The organism is Desulfovibrio subterraneus, from assembly GCF_013340285.1.
Classification (GTDB): domain Bacteria; phylum Desulfobacterota; class Desulfovibrionia; order Desulfovibrionales; family Desulfovibrionaceae; genus Halodesulfovibrio; species Halodesulfovibrio subterraneus.
In genome coordinates this window covers 1,604,092-1,625,717 of the sequence record NZ_BLVO01000013.1, presented here as the reverse complement: position 1 = coordinate 1,625,717, position 21,626 = coordinate 1,604,092, and the positions used below count along the sequence as shown (strand labels likewise).

Sequence of the window (21,626 nt, the reverse complement as noted above, 5' to 3'; positions counted from 1 at the left end):
CTTTAGGGAATGCGCGGCAGCATTATCCACACGCTGCCCGGGGTGTTCATGTGTCCGGCCACCCATGTGGCTTCTTCGCCGTAGCCGCTGAAGAAGTCCAGCCTGTGTCCCTTGATGGCGCCGCCCGTATCCTGCGCAAGGCCTATGCCGGTGAAGGGGGTGCCCTGACGGAATTCGCCTGCGGGGCCCTTGTCAGGCAGGGGAATGGTAAAGGTCATCAGGCTGCCGAGCGGCAGGAGCAGCGGGTCCGTGGCGAGCGATACCCGTGCCGTGAGCGGCTGGTTCATGGCGCCGAAGGGTCCCTTGTCCGAGAGGCGGAAAAACACGTAGCTCGGGTTGGTGTTCAGCAGTTCCTGCATTTTCTGGGGGTTGCGGTCCAGATATTCGCGTATGGACTGCATGCTGATGTTGTCCGGCCCGAGCAGCCCCGCTTCCTTCATGACCCTGCCGAGGGAAACATACTGGTGGCCGTTCTTGCCTGCGTACAGGACATGCATCTCGTGTCCGTCTGGCAGGATGAGGCGTCCCGAACCCTGCACCTGCAGGAAGAAGATATCAACGGGATCCTTGGCCCATGCGATTTCCAGTCCCTTGTTGGACAGCTTTTTATCGGAATCAATGTCCGCGCGGTGGAAGTAGGGGACAACCTTCCCGTTTTCCAGCCGGTAATAGAGTCTTTCGCCCTTGAACCGAGGATGGAAGGGAGTCAGGTCCACTGATTGCAGGTCGCCCGGCACGGAATAGATGGGGTAGGCATACACGCTGGAGGGCGTGAGATTGGCTTCAATGGCGGGTTCGTAATAGCTGGTAAATTTGGGATCTTTCGAGATCTGGACAAATCTGAAATGTTTGCCCAGCAAGCTGGGGTCCTGATCGAGCTGGGGCAGCAGGTTGCGCATGAGCAGCAGGCCAGCACGCAATTCGCCCCAGGTGATGGTAAGAATGTCGCGCTTCAGGGCCACACCGTCGGCGGGCTTGCGGTTGACGTAGGCGAGCGAGCTTTCCAGCGCGGGGGCAAGGTCGTTCCACGACGTGAGGCCCTGCTTGGAAATGTCTATCTGCCGTGCAATGGCGTCTGCCTTGCTTTCGGAAACGGGGGTGTATTCGGTGGTGGGCTGTTTGGCACAGGCAGCAAGCAGAATGCAGGCGAGGGCAAAACTGGCAAGACGGATATATAAGGGATTCCTGAAAGACATTGAAACTCCTTGAGCGTGCGTGATGATATGAATCAAGCAGCTTGTAGCACTAAACGCTGCGGGACAAAAGGGATGGCGCTGGTGTCTTTGGTGTTTTTCTTTACAGCCCGTCTTCATGGAAAGGGCAGAAGGGCTGTTGCAGGGCGGCACGTATGGGCGTACCATATCTGTCTGCAAGGACAGCAATAAGGAGCGGAATATGCAGACCCGGCGGATATATCTTATTGGCCCGAGAGCCAGCGGCAAGACGACTGTGGGCAAGGCGCTGGCGGATACGCTGGGGTGGCGTTTCACGGATACGGATGAAATGGTTGTGCGCGGTGCCGGGTGCGCCGTGGGCGACATAGTGGAACGCGGGGGCTGGAAGGCTTTTCGCGATATGGAATCCGCCGCCCTGCGTGCCGTGAGCGGAGAGCATGAAGTTGTCATCGCCACGGGCGGCGGCATGGTGCTGCGGGAAGAGAACCGCGATCTCATGCGGGCCACGGGGCTGGTGGTTCTGCTCACTGCCTCTGCAGAGGCGCTTGCCGCGCGGTTGCAGGCTGACCCGCAGCATGCGCAGCGTCCTTCGCTTACGGGCAAGAGCATTGAGGAAGAAGTGGCCGATGTGCTCAGGGAGCGCGCGCCGTATTATGCGGCTGCAGCGCATTTGATTGAAGATGCGGCACGCCCGGTGGACGAAATTGTGGCTTCCGTCATGCGGGAGCTTGAAAACGGAGAAAATCCGTAGTTATATAGTGATGGAACAACTGTTTTCTGCCGAATAACGGCCTACTGTGGCGTAGCGTACTATTCTGTTCTGCTCATGACTCAAGGAGTTTCGCCATGCAGATCAAAAAGATTCTGGTTCCTGTGGATGGTTCCGAGTATTCACTCAAGGCTGCCAGATATGCCGCTGATTTTTCCAAGCTCGTCGGAGCGGAACTCGTGCTGCTCAACTGCCGCATGCAGGTTCCGCCCATGTTGAGTGCAGAAGCCTATGAGCAGGCCAAGGAAAGTCTGGTAAGACGTGCCGACGAACTGCTTAATCCCTTCCGCGAACTGCTGCGCGGCGCGGGGGTGACTTTTTCCGCCAAGATCATGGAAGGCCCTGTTGAAGACGCCATCATCGAACTGGCGGACTTTGAAAAATGCGATCTCATCATCATGGGATCACGCGGCCATTCCGAACTGGAAGGGTTGCTTGTGGGCAGCACCACGCACAGAGTGCTGCAGATAGCCGCGTGCCCCGTTACCGTGGTGCGCTAGAACGCAGAACCGTAAAAGGCCGGAGGCAGCACCCTGCCTCCGGCACTCTCATATCTCCGTTCCCTGTCCGCAGGGACGGAATCCTGTCCCGTTATGCCGCGCATGTTGGCAATGCAGATAGAACCGTGTGTGATTCCTGCCCGTCCCGAAAGGGCAGGGCGTATCGCCAGCAACCTTCAGGAGAATGTGAATGAGCGGCAGCACCTTCGGCCGGATGTTCCGGCTTACGACGTTTGGTGAATCCCATGGCGCGGCATTGGGCGGCGTGGTGGATGGGTGTCCTTCCGGCATCGAACTGAGCGAGGATGACATTCAGGGTGAGCTGGACAGGCGCAGACCCGGTCAGGGAGGCCTTGCGGCAACGGCCCGCAAGGAAGCGGACAGGGTGCGCATTCTTTCCGGCGTTTTTGAGGGGCGCACCACCGGCACTCCCATAGGGTTCATGATCGAGAACACCGATCAGCGTTCGCACGACTACAGCGACATAATGCATGTGTGGCGTCCCGGTCATGCCGATTTCACTTTCGACCGCAAGTTCGGCTTTCGTGATTATCGCGGGGGCGGTCGTTCTTCAGGCAGGGAAACCGTGAGCCGCGTTGCGGGCGGCGCCATTGCCCAGCAGTTTCTTGCCGCACAGGGCATATCTGTCCGCGCCTATACAGTGGAACTGGGCGGCATAGCCGCGGATATCGTGGACCCCGAAGGCGCGCAGGAGCGTCCGTTCTTTTCGCCCGACGCGGATGTCATCGGCGGGTGGGAAAGCCTTGTGCACGATGTGAAGGCAGACGGCGATACGCTGGGCGGCGTGGTACAGATTGAGGCACTGGGTGTGCCTGCCGGTCTTGGCGAGCCTGTTTTCGACAAGCTGGATGCCCGCCTTGCCTACGCCCTCATGAGCGTGGGCGCGGTGAAGGGCGTGGAGATAGGCAGCGGTTTCGAGGCGGCGCGTATGCGCGGCAGCGAGAATAACGATTCCATGCGCGAGAACTCTTTTGTCACCAACAATGCCGGTGGCATTCTCGGCGGCATTTCCAACGGTATGCCGGTAATTGCGCGGGTAGCCATAAAGCCCATACCCTCCATCGCCAAGGAGCAGGTTACCACCACGCGGCAGGGCGAGGAACGCACCATCCGCATAGGCGGCAGGCACGACATATGCGCCATTCCGCGCGTGGTTCCCGTGCTCAAATCCATGGTCTGCCTTGTTCTGGCCGACCTCATGCTCATGCAGGCCCGTCAGAGTCTGTCTCCTCTTTCCGGGCTCATGGAGCTGGATGAGTTTGACCTGTAGGCGGTCAGTCGATACATGACCCGCATGCAGCAGAAAAATCTACTCGATGCCCCGGCCGATGGCGGAGACAAGCCCGCGGAAGTGTCACTGAAAGGCTCGCTTGAACGCGTGGTCTTTCATAACGAGGAAAACGGCTACACCGTTTTCAGCCTCAAGACGCCCACCGGAGACAGTGTTCCCGTGGTGGGGCATATGGCAGACCCGCAGCCCGGCGTTTCCCTCGAGATATGGGGAGACTGGGTCAACAACCCCCGTTTCGGCAGACAGCTGCACATGCAGCGGCACCAGACCGTGCTGCCTGCGCATGTTGAGGGCATCCGGCACTATCTCGGTTCCGGCCTCATTCACGGGGTAGGTCCCAAGACGGCGGAGCGCATTGTCGCCGCTTTCGGCGAGAAAACCTTCCATGTGCTCGACCATGAGCCGGAACGTCTGCTTGAGGTGGAGGGCATCGGCAAAAAGACTGCCGAGGCGGTGCAGGAAGGGTGGGGCGACCATCGCGGCATACGCGACCTGATCATGTTTCTGCAGCCCCACGGCGTTTCCACCGCTTATGCCGTGCGCATCTATCGCTTCTACGGCAAGCATGCCCTGACCGTGGTGCAGGAAAACCCCTATCGCCTTGCCATGGATATTCATGGCATAGGCTTTCTCACCGCTGACGCCGTTGCACGCAAACTGGGGTTTGAAAAGGATTCTCCGCTGCGGGCGGAGGCCGGTACACTGTATACCCTCAAAAAAATCACCGACGACGGCCACGTCTATTACCCGCTGGAAAAGCTGGTGGCCAAGACCGCGGCCGATCTGGATATTCAGTACGATCTTATAGAAGACGCCATCCGGTCGCTCAAGCTCGAAGAACGGGTGGTGCTGGAACCGCTCGAAGGCGACGAGGAAGCCGTGTATCTTACCCGCTTCCACGCATACGAATCCGGCATTTCCACCTATCTTCGCAAGCTGCTGGGGTCACCCAAGTCTGTCGAGATTCCCCGCCCGGACGAAGTGGTGAACAAGGTGGTGAGCGAGCTCGGCATCAATCTGGCCGAGGCGCAGCTCGATGCCGTGCGCACTGCGGCCCGTGCCAAGGTCATGGTGCTGACAGGCGGCCCCGGTACGGGCAAGACCACCATTACAAACGCCATTATCCGCGTATTCCGCTCCCTGAAGGCCAAGGTGCTTCTATGCGCCCCCACGGGGCGGGCGGCCAAACGCATGTTTGAAACTTCCGGCGAAGAGGCCAAGACCATTCACCGTCTGCTGGAATATTCACCCCGCGACGACGGCTTTCAGCGCAACGAGGATAACCCCCTTGCCTGCGGTCTGCTGGTGGTGGATGAGGCGTCCATGATGGACACCATGCTTATGTTCCATCTGCTCAAGGCGGTTCCGCTGGGGGCTACGGTGATTTTTGTGGGCGACGTGCACCAGCTGCCTTCCGTCGGACCAGGCAACGTGCTGCGCGATGTCATTTCGTCCGGCGTGGTCGATGTGGTGGAGTTGACTGAGGTGTTTCGTCAGGCGCAGGAATCGGACATCATCACCAACGCGCACAAGATCAACTGCGGCGAAGTGCCGTATCTTGAAGCGCCCCGCGATCAGCTTTCCGACTTCTATTTCATCAGGCAGGATGAGCCGGACCGTTGTGCCGCCATGATTGTCGATCTGGTCAAGAATCATATTCCGCGCCGTTTCGGCATGGACAGGTTCAACGACATTCAGGTGCTCACTCCCATGCACAAGGGCTCTGCCGGTGCGGGGAACCTGAACCTCATGCTGCAGCAGGCGCTTAACCCCAACGGGCTGTGCCTCAAACGCGGGGAGCGGGAATTCCGTCTTGATGATAAAGTCATGCAGATTCGCAACAACTACGACAAAGACGTGTTCAACGGCGACATAGGTCGTGTCTGCGTGGTGAATGTGAAGGAGAAGGAAGTAACCGTCCGGTTCGATGACGAGAAGAATGTCATCTATGCCTTCAACGAACTGGATGAGCTGGTTCCGGCGTACGCCATATCCATCCACAAGTCGCAGGGGTCGGAGTATCCGGCTGTGGTCATTCCGGTGCTGACGCAGCATTATGTGCTGCTGCAGCGCAACCTCATCTATACCGGAGTTACCCGCGGCAAGCGGCTGGTCATTCTTGTGGGGGCTCCCAAGGCCCTTAACATGGCCGTGAAGAACAACAAGATGCAGAAGCGGTATACGCGCCTTGCGCAGCGGCTTGCTGCCCGCTAATTCTGTCACTGCACTTGCGGCAGGCAATGAAACGACAAGCCCCCGTACCGGTCCCGATACCGGTACGGGGGCTTTTCATGAGAGCCACATGGGGACAGAGGAGTGTTGTTCAAAAATTCTTGGTCTAGTCGTGGCCGAGTTCCTTGCGGAGCCATGCCTTGATTTCCTTGGTAGGTTCCATGATGCACTTCAGGTCGCCGTATTCTTCCAGCAGCTTGTTTGCCAGACGGTTGGGGAGCTGAAGGGTTACCAATTCTTCCGCAGCTTCAGAGTTGCGGCGTACAAGGCGGACAACGGGCTTTTCTCCCCACATGTCAACCACGAAATAGGTGGAATAGTCGGCCTTGGACCGGACAGGCGGATATTCCGCATGCCAGTTATTGTTGCCCCATTCAAGATACATGGTAACTGCGTGCTCGGGGCTGAGGTTCCAGTCTATATCCAGATGACCGAACTGAGAAAGAAGACCCATATCATCCTCCTTGGTTGGCGAAATATTGTTCCGGCTGAGCCGTGTTCTTGTCATAGTGTCCTGATTTCGGGGCCGGGCTGCCACCCCCCGGCCCCGATCAAGACGGTGCATGCCTTGTGAAGGGAGAGCTTTCGCTCTGCATGATTAAATAGTAACGATTATTATTAACTGGTCAATACTAAATTTAAGTTTTCTGCTTCTTTTTCTTCTTGCTACGATTCCACTCTGTGTTTCCGTCAGTTGCGGCTATTCACCGGTGTCGGGCCGGAGGATGAAAGGTGTGCCTGCACCCTTGTTTGAGTGATGAGTTTTGTGTGGATCGGGGAAGCTGACCAGGCTGAAGTTCACAGATGTTACGGAATTACGGCAGAATGATTTGTTTGAATTGTGTGTTCAACCTGTTTTGATTCGCTTGACGTAGGCTAGTGATTATGAGTTTATACCTGTGCTGGAGAAGTCCTCAGTCCTGTCCGTGACCAGATTCTGTGGGTCGGACTGGTTTTGGAGAGGGTTTGAGGCATTGAGTACGTTACCGTTCCATTGTGGACGGCCATCATGCTGAACTGCAAAAACCCCTTTGAGCTACGGAGGTTCCCCGATGAAGCCAGATGAGTTTGCTGTTAGGTTTTTTGAGGTGGCTAAGAGCATGGGATTGGAATTTACCCCTTCCGGGAATGTGGTAACCGGAGGCGGGAAGAACATCTCCCATGGCAAGGCAGCCACGTTGTACCGCCGCTACGGCGAAGCGTGTGCCAAATGTCCTTCCAGTGAGTTCAGGCAAGACTCAAAGGGACTCAAACAGTTTCGCATGATCGCAGAGAAGACTTTGGGCTAAGGTCTTTTCAATCGCGGTTGTGACGTTGAAGCATGGTTGGTGCCCGCCGCTGCCCCCGCAGCGGCGGGCTTTCTTTTTTGCCATTCCCCTTTTTCTCCTGCTTCAGGATGAGAACTATCCAAATCCATTCTTCTTTTTTCTCAATATTGCATGGTTTCCCTATTGAATCACGCAGATTTGTCGATTTTATTTCGTGTGGTTATACTGGACTGGGAAGTGGAAAATGCGGTAGGCAAAGCTGTCTGATTGGTTAATGAATTTCCTGCATTTGGAGAGAGTGAGCACTATGATAACCGAGAGATTTGCCATGCTGAGTCTGGTGGCCGGAATATGCGCAGTCATCCTTGTGTCTGTGGGAGCCCTTGTTGCCGGTGGTGCGGTTGAACTGTGGCTTCTCGCTGTAGCGCTGGTTTCGGTCATCTGCATGGCCTTGGGTCTGTTTGGAGTGAAGAGAGCATCCACCTCTCTGGGGGATATTGAAAAATTTGCCACCGCCATGACCGACGGTGATTTTTCGGCCCGGTTCGGCAGTGCTGAAGCGGGTGCTCCTGCCAAGGCAGTGGAGGCGCTTGCCGCAGCATTCTTGCGCGAAATGGGGCTGAAGAAAGGGATAGTGGAAGGGCTGCCTACCCCGTTCCTGCTGGTGGATACCAAGGAACGCGCCTTGTACACCAACAAGGCCTGCATGGAGATGCTCGAAATTGATGCCACTCCTGAAAGCCAGTATGGCCGCACACTTGCCGAAATCTTCTACAACGACAAGTCACGCAAGACTGCGGTAGGGCAGTCCATTGATAACGGCAAGGTTTTCAAAAACCTTGAAGTGACCATCAACGGCCACAAGGGCGGCGTACGCCACGTGCTTGCCAACGTGTATCCCCTTTATGACATGGGTGGTAAGTGTATCGGTGGCTTCTGCCTGTATCTGGATATGACGACCCTGAAGCAGAAGGAAGCAGAGATATGCTCGCATAACGAGATGATATCGCGCTCTGCTGCGCAGGCCACGGATATTTCCAACAGCCTTGCCGCTGCGGCGGAAGAGCTTTCCGCGCAGGTTGAGCAGTCCACTGCGGCCAGCCGTCTGCAGCAGGAACGTACCCGCGAGGTTTCCCACTCCATGGAGCAGATGAATGCGTCTGTGGTAGAAGTGGCCAAGGGCGCGGGCAATGTGGCCAGCCTTGCCGAGTCCGCACGCTCCAAGGCGCAGGAAGGCGCCCGCGTAGTGGACGATTCGCGCAAGCTGACTGAACGTGTGTATGCAGATGCCGTACGCCTCAAGGACGATATGGATATGCTGGGCGAACAGGCAGAGAGCATTGGCACTGTTATCGGTGTTATCAACGATATTGCGGACCAGACCAACCTTCTTGCATTGAACGCCGCCATCGAGGCCGCCCGTGCCGGCGAATACGGCCGTGGTTTTGCCGTTGTTGCCGATGAAGTACGCAAGCTTGCTGAAAAAACCATGCAGGCCACCAAAGAAGTGACCTCGGCCATCGGCAGTATTCAGGAGAGCACGCACAAGAGCAGGTCGTCTTCTGAAAGTACTGCCAGCGCCATCAAGGAAAACGCCCAGCTTGCCCTTGCTTCCGGCAAGATGCTGGAAGAGATTGTGCAGCTTGTGGAAAAAACTGCGGACCATGTGCGCGACATCGCAGCCGCTGCGGAACAGCAGTCTGCGGCCAGTGACGAGATTGTCGCTTCCACCGAGTACATTTCCCGTTCAGCGGATGAAAATGCTCACGCCATGCATGAATCTGCTCTTGCCGTGCAGGAATTGGCCCGCAGGGCGGCGGATCTGAAGACCATCATTGCAGAAATGAAGGCGCACTCGTCTGAAACTTGCGACATGGATGAATGATCCGCTTTGACAGGTATTCCAACAGGCCGGTTTTACCGGCCTTTTTTTATGCCTTATATACCGGGAATACGGTTTGGACATGCTCTGCTGTGATACTCCAGTGGTTTATGTCGTCACTTATGGGTTGGACCAATTGTGCTCTCACTGGTGGTTTGACCAATTTGGGGAGAGGTGTGCCACAGCTGAGATATGCAGAAAAATGATGCAAAAAAACACAGTTAGAGACATAATGCGACAAATTTTCGATGCAGGACAGGAAAAGGCAAAAAGGAACTTTTAACAAATGTGGACGTGATTTTCCGTATGCAGTAATAGTGGGCTATTCCATCTGTCGTTTTTTGTGTTCATGCAAGGGTAGTTCAAACCGGATAAATCGGGACTGAATGCATGAGTCATGAATGCATGGGGCTGCGGAGAGGAGCATATTTAGTCATTCCCCGGGCAGATTGTGCCACCTCACCGGCAAGAGGGAAGGGAGTGACGATTCACTGAGCAGAACCGCCGTCGGCGGGTAAGGTCGCGCTTTCCCGCCGACGGAGGATTCTGCATCTCAGCGCTGGGCATGAAGTAATACAACGCTGTCCACGAAAAGGGGCGGGTCAATGTGACCCGCCCCTTCGTGTTTTTGTGCTTTGGCGTTGTGCGCTACAGCTTCTTAACTTCTGTGTACCAGCCGCTGGCCTTCTCAAGCAGGTTGTTGATGCGGCCAACAAGGGCGTGCGGGTCCTTGAGGTAGCCTTCGAGGAGCAGCGAAGATTCAAAGAGCTGCACCACGGTTTCCTCGATAATGGGGTCCTTGCTGTCTGCCTTGAAGATGCGCAGCAGGTTGCGCAAAATGGCATGGTCGCGGTTGATCTCAAGCACCTTCTTGGGAATGGACTCGTCTTTGTTCATGATGCGCATGAGGCGCTCCATGGAGGACGTGGCACCATCCGTGCTGGCCAGCACGGCAGGGGAACCCGAAAGACGGCGGGAGATGCGCACATCGGTAACCTTGTCGCCCAGAATGGTCTTCATGGTTTCGATGAGGTCATCAAAGGTCTTGGTGTCGCCTTCGGACAACTCCTCGGCCTTCTTTTCCTGTTCCATGTCGGGGAAGGCATCCAGCGTCTCGGCCTTGACGGTTTCTGCCGCCACGAACTCGAATTCCTTGTACTTGTGCAGGTTGTCCATGACGAACTCGTCGACGGGTTCGAAAAGGAACAGCACTTCCAGTCCCTTGCGGGTGAATATTTCCAGATGCGGATTGAGCTTGGCAGCTTCGCGGCTGGGGGCGGTGATGTAGTACACGGCCTTCTGTTCGGGCTTAGCGCGCTCAATGTATGCTTCAACGGAGGTCAGTCCGTCCTTGTCTTCATGATGGGAAGAATTGAAGCGCAGCAGCTGGGTGAACTTTTCACGGTTTGCATAATCGTGGTAGCCGATGCGGAAGACCTTGCCATGGGTGTTCCAGAAGCGGTTGTAGGCATCTGCATCGCTCTTTGCCAGCTTTTCCAGATGGTTCAGCACCTGCTTGGTTATGGTCTGCTGAATCTTTCTGATCAGGGCATTTTCCTGCAGGGTTTCGCGTGAAATGTTCAGGGGCAGGTCTTCGGTATCCACCACGCCCTTGAGGAAGGAAAGATATTCGGGAATGAGATCCTTGTTCTCGTGCTGAATGAGCACGCGGCGTACGTAGAGGTCCAGCCCGTAACGCTCACGGTCGAAGCCGAACACATCTCTTGCCATGTTGGGAATGAAGGCAAGGCAGTTGAACTGTACAGGGGCATCCACCGAGATGTGCAGCGTATCCATGGGCTCTGCTTCATCAAAGGTAAGGTGGGTGTAGAATTCCTTGTACTGTTCCTTGGTGATGGAGCTCTTGGGCTCGCGCCACAGGGCAGGGGTGGTGTTCACCCGTTCGCCTTCCAGCTGGATGGGGAAGGGGATAAAGCTGGAGTGCTTTTTCAGAATGCTCTGCAGGCGGAACTTTTCGAGAAACTCGTCCGCTTCGTCCTTTACGTGGATGGTGATGACGGTGCCGCGCTCCGGTGCGCCTTCCTCGCAGGGGATGACTTCAAACGAGCCGAGTCCGTCGGAAACCCATGTGGTTGCCGCTTCGTCGCCACGGGCACTTCTGGTGGTCACTTCCACCTTGTCCGCAATCATGAAGACGGAATAGAAGCCCACACCGAACCGGCCGATGATGTTGCCGGGATCTTCCTGCTTTTCCGAAAGTTCCTTGAGAAAGCGCTCAGATCCGGAGCGGGCGATGGTGCCAAGGTTGTCCACCAGTTCCTCACGCGTCATGCCTATGCCGGTGTCGCGGATGGTGATGGTCTTGGCTTCCTTGTCGATGCTGATGTCGATGCCCAGTTCAAGCTCGGGGGCGTTCACGGCTTCACCCTTTGCCTGTGCGAATCTCAGCTTGTCCAGCGCATCAGAGGCGTTGGAAACGAGTTCCCGCAGAAATATTTCGCGGTTCGTGTACAGCGAGTGGGTGATGATGTGCAGCAGTTTGCGCACTTCGGTCTTGAATTCGAACGTTTGCGACATGCTTTGCGTCTCCTTGAGCAATAAATTCTGATGGATAGAATGGTCATGACGCATGACCGATGCAAAGATAATGCGCAGGACTCCATGGTCAAGGGGGGAAGTGCACCAGTAGTATTTTGGTTATAATGTAATTACCTTTCTGGCGGGTTTATATTTTACACTGAACCTGTTCCACGATGTCCGCTTCCGCTGCGAAAAGATGACTGCCGGGATGCGCCGCGGTAACAATTGGCCGGAGACATTATGATCGTCGACTTTCGCAGGAAAACTCTACAGGTGCTCATCCTGTTCATTCTGCTGATCCTGTTTGTCCACTTGGGACAGGCGGTACATATTGTCGTGTCCGGACCCGTCGGCCGCACAGAAAGCGGTATGCTGCTGTACAGTCTGCTGTCGCCTGTACGGGCCGAAATACGCCCCCCCGCACCGGAGCCGCTTGTGGTGGGCATTCCCGAGCTCTCTCCGCCGGACTATGTATCTCTGGATGTGTCCTCATCCGGTTTCGCCATGGAATGCATGGCACATATTGCAGAATCTGCAGGTTATTCTCTGATTATCCGGCGATATCCGGACATGAATGCAGTGCTGCAAGATCTTGAGGCAGGCAGAATTCAGGCGATCCCCCTGCTTCCGGTCAGGGAGCCCTACAAACAGTTTGCCGATTTCACCACGCCGCTGCGGTCCGATTCGGTGGGATTGTTCGCTTTGTCCGACTCTGTTTTTTCCAGCACGTCAAGTGATCTGCAGGGGCGCAACGTCGGCGTTGTGCGCGGGGGTATTGCTTTATCCATAGTGCGGGAGCTTTCCGGCACGCTGGTGCGGGAGGCATCTGGAGTAGAGCAGCTTCTCTTCATGCTGCTTTCCGGTCAGGTGGATGCCGTCATTCATCCGCAGGCTGCAGTGTTATTTTATGCAAGGCGAATGGGATTGCAGGATCGCATCAAGATGCTCGACGGGCGCCTTTTGAAGGAGCAGTACGCCATTGCTGTGGGAAAAGGGAACGAATCTGTCAAGGACAGGCTTGGGATACAGGTTGAGCTGTTCGTGGACAGCCCTTCGCACCGCAAGCTGCTTGCCAAGTGGTTTGCGGACGATGGTGAAGCACGGCAGCCGCTTTCGCTGGAAGGTGTGCTTATCGCGCTGGGGCTTCTCCTCCTTGGCGGTGCAGCCATATGGGGACATATGTATTTCAGGCGGGTGAGACAGAGGCGTACGGCTATACTGCGCTCACTCTTGAACGCGTCGGAAAACGCCATATTGCTGGTTTCGGCCGGAGGCGATTGTCTTTTGGGTAACGAGACGGCGGACCGGCTTTTCGGGGAGATTAACTACGGTGCAGGACAATCCGGTTTCGGGTTCCTGTTCGGTGAAGACGACAGAGAACGCCGGTTACGCGCTATAAGTCGTGTCGTTGACACCGGCACCCCCATGGATACTCTGCACGAGTATGGCAGCCGTATCTACAGGCTTTCCATGCATCCTGTTCCCCGCCAGAACGGGGCAGAGGCCTTTGTGGCTGTTACCTTTCATGACGTAACCGAGCGCAATGCCAGAGAGCAGCTGGTGAGCGAGACGTTGCGTAACTTCCAGCTGATGTTCGAAGGGGCTCCGGCCGGTATGGCGGTGCTGAACAGCAATATGACCGTGGCATCGGCCAATCCGGCCATGGGCCGTTTCCTCGGGTGTTCTGCACGGGAACTGGAAGGCCGGTTGCTGCGCGATCTGTTCAGTCCGGAAGATGCGGAATCCACCAGACTGGAACTGCATAAACTCTTCGCCGGTGAAACAGACCGGATACAAGTTGAAAGGCGGTTCATGCACAAGAGCGGGGTGCCGCTCTGGGCTTCACTGAACGTCGTGGCCGAGCGTTCTGATGCGGGACTTATCGAAAGCCTCATGGTGCATCTGACAGACATTCATGAGCGCAAAACTTCTGTTGAGCGGTTGCGTGAGAGCGAGCAGCGGTACAGGGAGTTATTCGAGCGGGCATCTGATGTTATCCTGCTGATTAACCTGTCGTCAGGAAGGGTAGAGGAGTTCAATCAGGCTGCGGTGGCAGTGTTAGGCTATTCGGATACCGAACTGGAAACCCTTGATTGTTCACGATTGGTTGTACAGGGCGCTGAAGGGGATTTTGCAGGCCTGTTTGACGAAGGGCTTGCAGAAGGGCAGCTTCGCAGGAAAGACGGCTCCGCCATGGATGTACAGGCGCATACGCGCATACTGTCCGCCGCAGGCAGGCGATATGCCCTCTCTATCATCCGGGATGTTACCGGATCGCGCGAGGCTGAAGACTGTCTGAATCATGCCCGCCGTGCGAGAGAACAGGCGGAAAAAGCCACTGAATCGTTTTTCGGGAGTATCGGCGAGGAACTGCGCACTCCGTTGCAGGGCATAATGGGCATGCTCCAGTTGCTGGCAGAGACCCCGCTTACCGACCTGCAGCAGCACTATGTGCGTATGTCGCAGGAATCCGGCGACGGGCTTATGCGGTTTATGGAAGACCTGCTGGAGTATGCCCGTCTTACCTCGGCCCTTTCAACAAAGGCCATTGATACGGAATCAAGGGATGAAGTATCCTGTCCCTTTGTGATTGACGACATGCTGCTGGATGTTGTGAACGCCCATGCGCCGAGAGCAGCCCGAAAAGGTGGAAAACTATCGGCTTCCATAGCCTCGGTGTTCCCGGAAATGCTTGTGGGCAATGCCTCCAGACTGCGCAAAATTGTTTCCAAAATGGTTGAGTATTCTGTCGAGGGAACCAAAAACGCAAAGATCTGTCTGGAACTCAGGCAGCCGGCAGGAGAATCGGCATTGCTGAAACTCGGCACGCGAATGACTGAATTTGTCGTAAGCGTGGCGGCGGATGACCTTGCTGAATGGGCAGAGTGCGCACGAAAGGTGGTAGGCGGAGAAGTTCGCATCTTGCAGTGCATGGGCAGTTTCGGACTGGCTCTGGCAGGCCGGTTTGCCGTGGCGTTGGGGGGCAGTCTTTCTGTGGAGGAACGAGACGGGGCAGTAGAGCTTGCCATGCGTGTTCCGCTGCGGTGGAACCCTGTGGACAGATCTGCCGAACGGGTGCGGATTCTGGCAGCTCAGGCTGTGGCAGAGCAGACGGCGGAAGGGGATAGTCCGGAATATCCGGAACAGATCTCCGGTGCTGATGCGGGCGGAGATGCTGCCCGTTATTCTCCCGTCAGAAGGGAAGAGGTGGCCCCGCTTCTTAAAGGTGTGAAAATCATCGTTGCCGATGATGACAGTATTAACCGTGTGGTCATCGGCCGCTGGCTGGAATTGTTCGGCGGCAGTGTGGCCTATGCCGAAGACGGGCAGAGCGTTGCCACCCTGTTGAAAAGCGGTCGGTATGATTGCCTGGTGCTGGATCTGCAGATGCCGGGGCGTAACGGGCTTGAGGTGGCCAGAGCCATACGCGGCGGTGAATGCGGGAAGGACGTGTCCCGAATGCCCATTGTGGCGCTGACGGCTTTTTCCGGAAAGGAAAATGAGGAAGCCTGCTTTGAGGCCGGGATGAACGCCTTCTTATCCAAGCCTCTGGATCTGCGTAAATTGTCCGAGGTGCTGGCCAGGCTGCTGGAAAGCGGCGGGGTGTTATCATCTGAGGAGACAAAGGCGATTACCCTGTCCGAAGGCGAAAACAGGCTTCCGCGTCCCCACTGAGTTTTGCAAGATACAAGAAAAGCCCCCGCACCGGATTCACCTCATGCGGGGGCTTTGTATTGCTACTTGGTTTCCTGTTTTTGCGCCTCGGCGACAGGATCATAGCCCAGTATTTCAGGCAGGCCGGTGCCTGTGTAGCTCTTGCAGCCTTCTTCCGTGCATTCGACGGCCTCGATCACTTCTGCCTCGAGAATTCCTTCCGGTTTGGGTGCAGGAATAATCAGCAGGCGGGAAGAAGAAGGACTTTCAACACCCGGCTTGAAGCGGTAGCGCACCAGCCAGTCGCGCTTGCCGTCCTGATTCCAGTCGAGCAGCGCTATCAGTGTGTAAATGTCCGTGCTGAACTCGCTTACCACCACAAGGGATGACTCGTTAATGTTAAGAGCCTCGCCGGTGGATGTCATGCTGGAATGGGTCACCGGTTCCGTGGCGTCTGCACGCTCTTCGGCATTCCACATGAAGCGCAGGGAGAGGCGTTCATAAAAATCTCTGCCGAAGGATTTCGGCCTGTATTCGCCCTCTGGAACATTCGTGCCGTGCAGCAGCAGCGGTGTTTCCGGTGCCGGAGTTCCGTTCGGGGTCAGAATTTTGCGCTTTACCAGTTCGGGCAGGAACCGCTTTGTGAAAACGGCAAAGTCCGCTCCATCCATAACGGTCAGAGGGGGCTCAACCGGAACCACCGTGGCGTTTTGAGTCACGGGCGCTGCCGGAGGTTGATGGACGACGCAGCCCATGAGCACGGAAAGGCTCAGGCAGGCGCAAAGCAGGGTGACGAGGGTTGGGGTTTTCATTGAGTACCGTGGTGCTTAAAAGAGATTACTGATCGTGCAGTTTGAACCTCAGACGCAGAATGCCATCCGCAAAGTCATGGGATATTATGGAAAATGTGCCGATTTCGGCAGTGTTTGCGACGTGTTCGCCAATGCAGGGACAAGCATCATACTCTCCGATATGGACGATGCGGATGGTCCGGATGGAATCATCCGGAAGTTTGCCGAGGTTGAATCGCGCAGCAGCGGCCGCCTTGTCAAGAATCTCCTCGCGGACAGGCAGGTCAAGTCGGAGTTGGGTGTTAACTATCTTCTCGATTTCCTTCACTTCTTCGTCCGTGAGTGGGCGTAAAAAATGATAATCGCACTTGGACTTCTTTTTGTTCAGATGGGCGGAAAAACAGCGCCCGCATCCGAACATGCGCACCATGGTCTGGTTGAGCAGATGCTCGGTGGTATGCATCGGGGGATCGTAATCCTTGGCCATTCTTGTATTTCCTCCATGAAGAACGGGTCTGCATCCGCACAGACGGATGCAGACCCTGCTGCGAAATGAGTATGTGCGCGGGAAGACTGCCTAGAGGGCGGCCTTCTTTTCCATGCGTTCGGCCAGATCAAGCAGGTTTTCATGCATGGACATGATGGCGGGGAACACGCGGGGGTTATCCTGCACCCTGCGGTACACCCACTGTGCGATGTATACGTTGGTGCCGTCGTCCTGCATGGAGACCCACTTGTACTTGCGCAGGGCGTTTGCAAGAGATTCCCTTGTGCGCTCTCGCTGCATTATGGCCTGCTGGTAGGTCTTGCCAGCGCTGTCCATGGCGGTCTTGGCCTTTGCAATGGCCTTTGCATCCTTTGCATCCGCTTCGGAAAGTTCCTGATAGCGCAGGAGCGCCGTCTGGAAATGCTGGTTCGCTTCAAGAGACTTCTTGGTAGAGGCATGCAGCGCCTCCACTCTCGCCATGGCATCTTCCATGAGGACGCATGCGCGAAGAACGCCAGCCGTTGCCTGCACCTTCGTCGAGAGCAGATGGTGCATTTCCTTGATTTCCATGCGGGTCAGGTTGCGCTCCTCACCCTCCACATTGCGGATGATCTGTCTGGCCTCTTCCTGCAGGGCAGCCATGAAGCGGTCTGCATAGAGGGTGTAAAGGGCGTCTGTCATGGTGGGGGTCAGAACATAACGCAATATGTTCTGGCGGCCCCTTCTGATGTCGTCGCCGGACCAGGTGAGGCCCGTCATCTCAACACCGTAATGCATGTTCAGCGCCTTGGTGCCGGTTACGAGAACGCCCGTATCCTCTTTCTTGGCCGCTTCGGTGCCGGCAGGATAATAGCTGTTCGCAAGGTAACGGGCCAGATCGCTCACAAAGCTCAGGGTAATGACGGAATCGTCCTGCACCTTGGGCATGACGCGTCCCACGTTCTGGGCTCCATCGGTGGCGGTTTCACCCGTCTGCGCGGAGGGGGCGTTTTCGGTCATGGCAGTGGCCGGAGCTGTCCCGCCGGCATCCGGTGCGCCTGCGGATTGAGAGGTGGCGTTTGCGGTGCCGTTAACCGTTGCCTGCGGAGGCGTGGGAAGCTGCAACCGCATCTGGCCCTGATCAACAGGAGGCGGCGCAGGGCGTGTCAGTTCCCGGGCGGAATCGCGGAACATCCAGAATGCTCCGGCCGCAACGGCACAGATGAGAAGAATCCAGAGAAGCCTCTTGTTTCCCGATGAAGGCTTCGGAGCCATGGTGATTTTGTCAGGGCGTTGAGTGTCAGCCACATTTCCCCCTACTCTGGGTTATATGCTTATGCGTCTGTATTCCACATACCGGCTGAGAACGATACCGGCAAGGAACGCGACGGCGAGATTAACGGTTATGGAAAAAACGAGCATGAAGAAGACGATAAACAGTCCGCTTCTTTCGGTCAAATCGCGAATGGTGAGACAGAGCTCCACTCCTGCCATAAAGAGCAGTACGCCCAGAACGGCAAGGGGTATCAAGTTCAGCGCGTTAACCAGAGAAGGGCCAAGCAGGATCGAGGCGCCAAGGAACAGAGCACCCGCGAACAGATTGGAACCGTTGGTTCTGGCGCCGAAACGGTAGTGCGCGGCCAGCCCGCCGGAACCGTGGCACATGGGCATGCCGCCAAGGAACGACGAGGTGAGGCAGGCTATTCCCATAGTGACACACAGGGCTTTCGGAGTCACTTTTTCCTTGGCTTCAGGGAAAAGCTGATTCGAAAGATCTGCATTGGCGAAAACCGCATTGCCTATGGTCATGGGCAATTGCGGCAATACCAGCATGGGGAGCGCAAAGGCAAAATCCGCCCACGAGGGCAGGCCGAAAGGAAAGAGGGAAGGGCTGTAAAGACCGAGGGAAAGTCCTGCCCCCTTGAACAGTAAGCCGGTGATGAAACCGCCGCTCACCACAACAAGCGCTGCGGGATAGCGTTTGCTGTCGAGCAATGCGAGAATGGCACCAAGGGCAAGAAGTCCGAGGATGATGCTCCACGGAACGCCGAATATTGATCCCAGTCCCAGGTGTGGTTCACTGAGAGCCCCCTGCAGACTGGAGCGGCCAAGGACGAGCTTGCACCCCTGTATGGCCAGCAGCACGCCGGTGGAAACCTGCACGCCGCGCACCACGGGAATGGGAATAAAGCGTTTGAGGAACGTCAGCACGGGGCCGTAAGCGGCCAGAAGAAGCAGCACACCGAGCCACATGCCGGAAGCGGCTATGGCTGTGGCCGATATGCCGGTTGCCACGGCATAGGCGCTGACGGTCTTCATGGGCTGCACGGCAATGGGAGCACGGTAGTAGGCCCCGCCCAGCAGGTAGAACAGCCCGACACAGAAGAATAGCCCCACAGGATCAAGGCCGTTTATCAGGATCATGCCCAAGGCAAGGGGCAGCAGTGCGCCAAGATCGCCCAGTGAGCCCGCCAGTTCCATCCTGTTGAAGCGAATAGCCAAATGTCAGCTCCTCAATACGGGCAGGTATTGGTAATGCATTGTTCGTATTGAAAACCCTTTTCCCCTATCACTGCCCCTGATTGCTGTGAAGGGGTTTTCTTGCTGTTCCGTCACCGTTTTGTACTTTCAGCAGGCTGGCGGCAGGCCCCGTATCTGCGTGAACAATACGCCGCTTTGGCGGGTGTCCGGACTAATAGGCAGCCTTCAGCCGCAGGTGCAGCCTTTTTTTGAAAGCACCCTGCTTAATGTTTCTAGTAGTTCAGCTTTTTCTATGGGCTTTTCAACCAGAGCGTCAAAACCTTCCGCCAGAGGCGTTGCTGACTCCATGGACGGTGAGTGGGCTGTCAGCGCAATCACCGGCAGGTGTTTCTGGCTGTCCCTTTGGCGCAGGGCAGACAGGAGCAGTCTGCCGTTCATGACGGGCATTTCTATATCCGTGAGAACCACATCCAGTTCGAGCCCGTCGTTCAGCAGGGCAAGAGCCTCCAACCCTTCTGCGGCAAGGTGCACGGAATATCCGGCCTTGCTCAGCATATGGTTTACTGTGATGCGGTTGAGCATGTCGTCGTCCACGACAAGTGCCACAGGCATCAGATATTCCTCTCTTTAGCAGGCATTCGTATCATGCCAGCAGTTGAATGCCATCCCTTGCCGTGCGGATATAATCCGGAGTGATGCCGCAGCAGCCCCCGATTATGCGCACGCCGGACGTGATCCACTGGCGGGCCTTGGCACGGAATTCTTCCGGTGTGTAGGTGTCTGCAACGGACTGGTTGGGTACCGGTGAGCGGGAGGCGTGCGGTGCCACCGCAATGGGGCCTACCCATTGCTGGCGCAGAACCTCAAGGCAGGCACCGATATCCGAAGCCATGGTGTGCGTAAGGCAGACAACCTTTACACGGCTGGAAAGCAGAGACCCCAGCGCCTCTTCAAGGAGCATGCCGCTTGCGGAAAGTACAGGGCGCCTGCGTTCGTCACGAGAGCACGAGAATCCGGCCCACAGAGCAATGCCCGCGTCTGAAGCTCCGTCAAGCGCCAGTTCGCCCCAGCGGGCATCGTTGATCATTTCCACATGAATGGCTTCAGCGCCTGCTTTGGCAAGAGCAACCGACTGTCGGGAATGCTGTTCCCGAATGGTTTCCGGTGACCAGTCCCCGTCGGGCGGGATGGCGGAAATGGAGCCGATGACATGCACCTGACGTTTTGCCCCGACATTTTCAATGGCTTCATAGGCGAGACGCACCGCGGTGGTGTTGATTTCTTCCCATCGATTGTCCATGCCGCAGGTGGCAAGGTGCAGCGCAGAGGCACGGAAGGTGTCGGAGACGATGATGTCCGATCCGGCGCGGATGAAGTCTTCATGCACCGTGCGGACAAGGTCGGGCTGGCCGAGCACGGCTTCTGCGCTCCAGCAGGGGGCGTTGCCGTGTACAAGCCCTCTGCGGGTAAGCTCAGTCCCAGTTCCGCCGTCGAGAAAGAGAAATTCGCCGCTTTTCACACGATCATAGAGAGTAGGCATATGATTGCTCCTTGGTGGAGGCGTTATAGTGCAGTTTCGCGCACCGCAGCAGTTTCGTGTACCGCCGGGGCGCATGCAGGGGAGCCTTCGTCCTCGCGGGAAGAGCCTTGCGAGGGAACAGCGGGTCTGTCGAAAACGATGAGCATGACGGCCCCGAGCACCAGCGCGCCGCCAAAATAACCGAGGGGAGAAAGCAGCTCGTCCCACCACCAGAGTGCGAGCAGTGCTGCAAGAACCGGTTCCGCATTGGCAATGACAGCTACGCGCGTTGCTTCCAGACGTTTCAGCCCTTCGCAGTAGGCATAGTAGGCTCCATAGGTACACACAACGCCCAGCACGAGAATGACGGCAACGCCTGTCGGGGTTGGCGGAGTGAACTCAACCCACGGCAGCAGTGCCAAAGCGCCTGCGGGAAGACTCCACATATACAGCGTAACCGATGAATACGTTTCAAGATATGTCTTTCCGAAAATGTAGTGCAGTGAATAGGTGAATCCGGAAAGCAGGCCGAACAGAATGCCCGCCGTGGTGACAGAATGCCCGATGCCGCCAGAAAGGCATACGAGTCCTGCTCCGCACATGGCCAGCCCCAGAGCCATTGTTTTCATGCGGGAGAGCGGCTCGCCGAAGAGCAGCCGTGAGAGCAGGGCCACCCATGCGGGGGCCGTGTACAGCAGGATGGATGCAAGGGCCGCTCCGGCACCCTGCACCGCAAGCTGGTATGAGCCGAAAAATAGTGCAACACCCGTACAGCCGAACACCAGAAAGACGGGAATGTCTTTGGGGCGGGCCCGCATGGTGCCAGTTCTGCGTGCGTGAATGCCGAAAAGCAGCGTGCCGCTTGCCGCACGCCAGAAGGCAAGTTCAAGCGGCGTCATGCCCGCAGCAAGGCCGAATTTGGCGACAGGCCCGAGCAAGGCCCACATGGATGCGGCCAGAAGGACGAAGGCATAACCCTTCATATGAGAGGATACGGCTATCATATTGGAATATAACTTGCTGTAAAAACATAAAA

Annotated in this window: 17 protein-coding genes; 7 read left to right on the top strand and 10 right to left on the bottom strand. The window is 56.5% G+C overall.

Going from position 1 to position 21,626, the window contains the following annotated elements:
• Positions 1–2 precede the first annotated feature (2 nt).
• Positions 3–1,196: a murein transglycosylase A gene (gene mltA / locus HUV30_RS14395; RefSeq protein WP_174406112.1), complete on the bottom strand. Its 1,194-nt coding sequence runs from the start codon at positions 1,194–1,196 to the stop codon at positions 3–5.
• A gap of 199 nt (positions 1,197–1,395) precedes the next feature.
• On the opposite strand from mltA, the gene aroL reads away from it, so the two are divergent.
• The 4 genes from aroL (at position 1,396) to recD2 (ending at position 5,970) form a co-directional block, all read left to right on the top strand.
• A complete protein-coding gene (gene aroL / locus HUV30_RS14390; RefSeq protein WP_174406111.1) occupies positions 1,396–1,926 on the top strand; it encodes a shikimate kinase AroL in 531 nt (176 codons plus the stop codon).
• 95 nt (positions 1,927–2,021) lie between these two features.
• Positions 2,022–2,444, top strand: coding sequence for a universal stress protein (locus HUV30_RS14385; protein WP_174406110.1), 423 nt, complete (start codon positions 2,022–2,024; stop codon positions 2,442–2,444).
• 190 nt (positions 2,445–2,634) lie between these two features.
• Positions 2,635–3,735, top strand: a complete 1,101-nt coding sequence (gene aroC / locus HUV30_RS14380) for a chorismate synthase (RefSeq protein ID WP_174406109.1) — start codon at positions 2,635–2,637, stop codon at positions 3,733–3,735.
• Between the two features lie 24 nt (positions 3,736–3,759).
• Positions 3,760–5,970: an SF1B family DNA helicase RecD2 gene (gene recD2, locus HUV30_RS14375; protein WP_174406212.1), complete on the top strand. Its 2,211-nt coding sequence runs from the start codon at positions 3,760–3,762 to the stop codon at positions 5,968–5,970.
• A gap of 124 nt (positions 5,971–6,094) precedes the next feature.
• Here the strand turns inward: recD2 and HUV30_RS14370 are convergent, their stop codons facing one another.
• Positions 6,095–6,442 carry a DVU0772 family protein gene (locus HUV30_RS14370; protein WP_174406108.1) on the bottom strand — a complete coding sequence of 116 codons (348 nt, stop codon included), beginning with the start codon at positions 6,440–6,442 and terminating at the stop codon, positions 6,095–6,097.
• 598 nt (positions 6,443–7,040) lie between these two features.
• Here HUV30_RS14370 and HUV30_RS14365 point away from each other — a divergent pair.
• Both HUV30_RS14365 and HUV30_RS14360 read left to right on the top strand, forming a co-directional pair.
• Positions 7,041–7,277, top strand: coding sequence for a hypothetical protein (locus tag HUV30_RS14365; protein WP_174406107.1), 237 nt, complete (start codon positions 7,041–7,043; stop codon positions 7,275–7,277).
• 286 nt (positions 7,278–7,563) lie between these two features.
• Entirely contained in the window at positions 7,564–9,141 is a 1,578-nt protein-coding gene (locus HUV30_RS14360) for a methyl-accepting chemotaxis protein (protein ID WP_205245225.1), read from the top strand.
• A gap of 645 nt (positions 9,142–9,786) precedes the next feature.
• Here HUV30_RS14360 and htpG read toward each other — a convergent pair.
• Positions 9,787–11,676 (bottom strand): molecular chaperone HtpG, encoded by a 1,890-nt coding sequence (htpG, locus tag HUV30_RS14355; RefSeq protein ID WP_174406105.1) that lies wholly within the window; start codon positions 11,674–11,676, stop codon positions 9,787–9,789.
• A 243-nt stretch (positions 11,677–11,919) separates the two neighbouring features.
• On the opposite strand from htpG, the gene HUV30_RS14350 reads away from it, so the two are divergent.
• Positions 11,920–15,354 carry a PAS domain S-box protein gene (locus tag HUV30_RS14350; RefSeq protein WP_174406104.1) on the top strand — a complete coding sequence of 1,145 codons (3,435 nt, stop codon included), beginning with the start codon at positions 11,920–11,922 and terminating at the stop codon, positions 15,352–15,354.
• A gap of 62 nt (positions 15,355–15,416) precedes the next feature.
• On the opposite strand, the gene HUV30_RS14345 is transcribed toward HUV30_RS14350, so the two are convergent.
• From HUV30_RS14345 to HUV30_RS14315, 7 genes are all read right to left on the bottom strand, one after another.
• Complete coding sequence (locus HUV30_RS14345) at positions 15,417–16,145, bottom strand: hypothetical protein (RefSeq protein ID WP_174406103.1); 729 nt, start codon at positions 16,143–16,145, stop codon at positions 15,417–15,419.
• Positions 16,146–16,170: 25 nt separating this feature from the next.
• The gene (locus tag HUV30_RS14340) at positions 16,171–16,611 is read right to left on the bottom strand and encodes an alanyl-tRNA editing protein (protein WP_174406102.1); all 441 of its coding nucleotides are present in this window, start codon (positions 16,609–16,611) and stop codon (positions 16,171–16,173) included.
• Between the two features lie 90 nt (positions 16,612–16,701).
• Entirely contained in the window at positions 16,702–17,898 is a 1,197-nt protein-coding gene (locus HUV30_RS14335; RefSeq protein ID WP_174406101.1) for a hypothetical protein, read from the bottom strand.
• A gap of 18 nt (positions 17,899–17,916) precedes the next feature.
• Complete coding sequence (locus tag HUV30_RS14330) at positions 17,917–19,092, bottom strand: putative sulfate/molybdate transporter (protein WP_243452182.1); 1,176 nt, start codon at positions 19,090–19,092, stop codon at positions 17,917–17,919.
• 204 nt (positions 19,093–19,296) lie between these two features.
• Positions 19,297–19,683: a response regulator gene (locus HUV30_RS14325; protein WP_174406100.1), complete on the bottom strand. Its 387-nt coding sequence runs from the start codon at positions 19,681–19,683 to the stop codon at positions 19,297–19,299.
• 31 nt (positions 19,684–19,714) lie between these two features.
• Positions 19,715–20,611, bottom strand: a complete 897-nt coding sequence (locus HUV30_RS14320; RefSeq protein ID WP_174406099.1) for a homocysteine S-methyltransferase family protein — start codon at positions 20,609–20,611, stop codon at positions 19,715–19,717.
• Between the two features lie 23 nt (positions 20,612–20,634).
• Positions 20,635–21,573 (bottom strand): DMT family transporter, encoded by a 939-nt coding sequence (locus HUV30_RS14315; protein ID WP_174406098.1) that lies wholly within the window; start codon positions 21,571–21,573, stop codon positions 20,635–20,637.
• Positions 21,574–21,626: the final 53 nt, after the last annotated feature.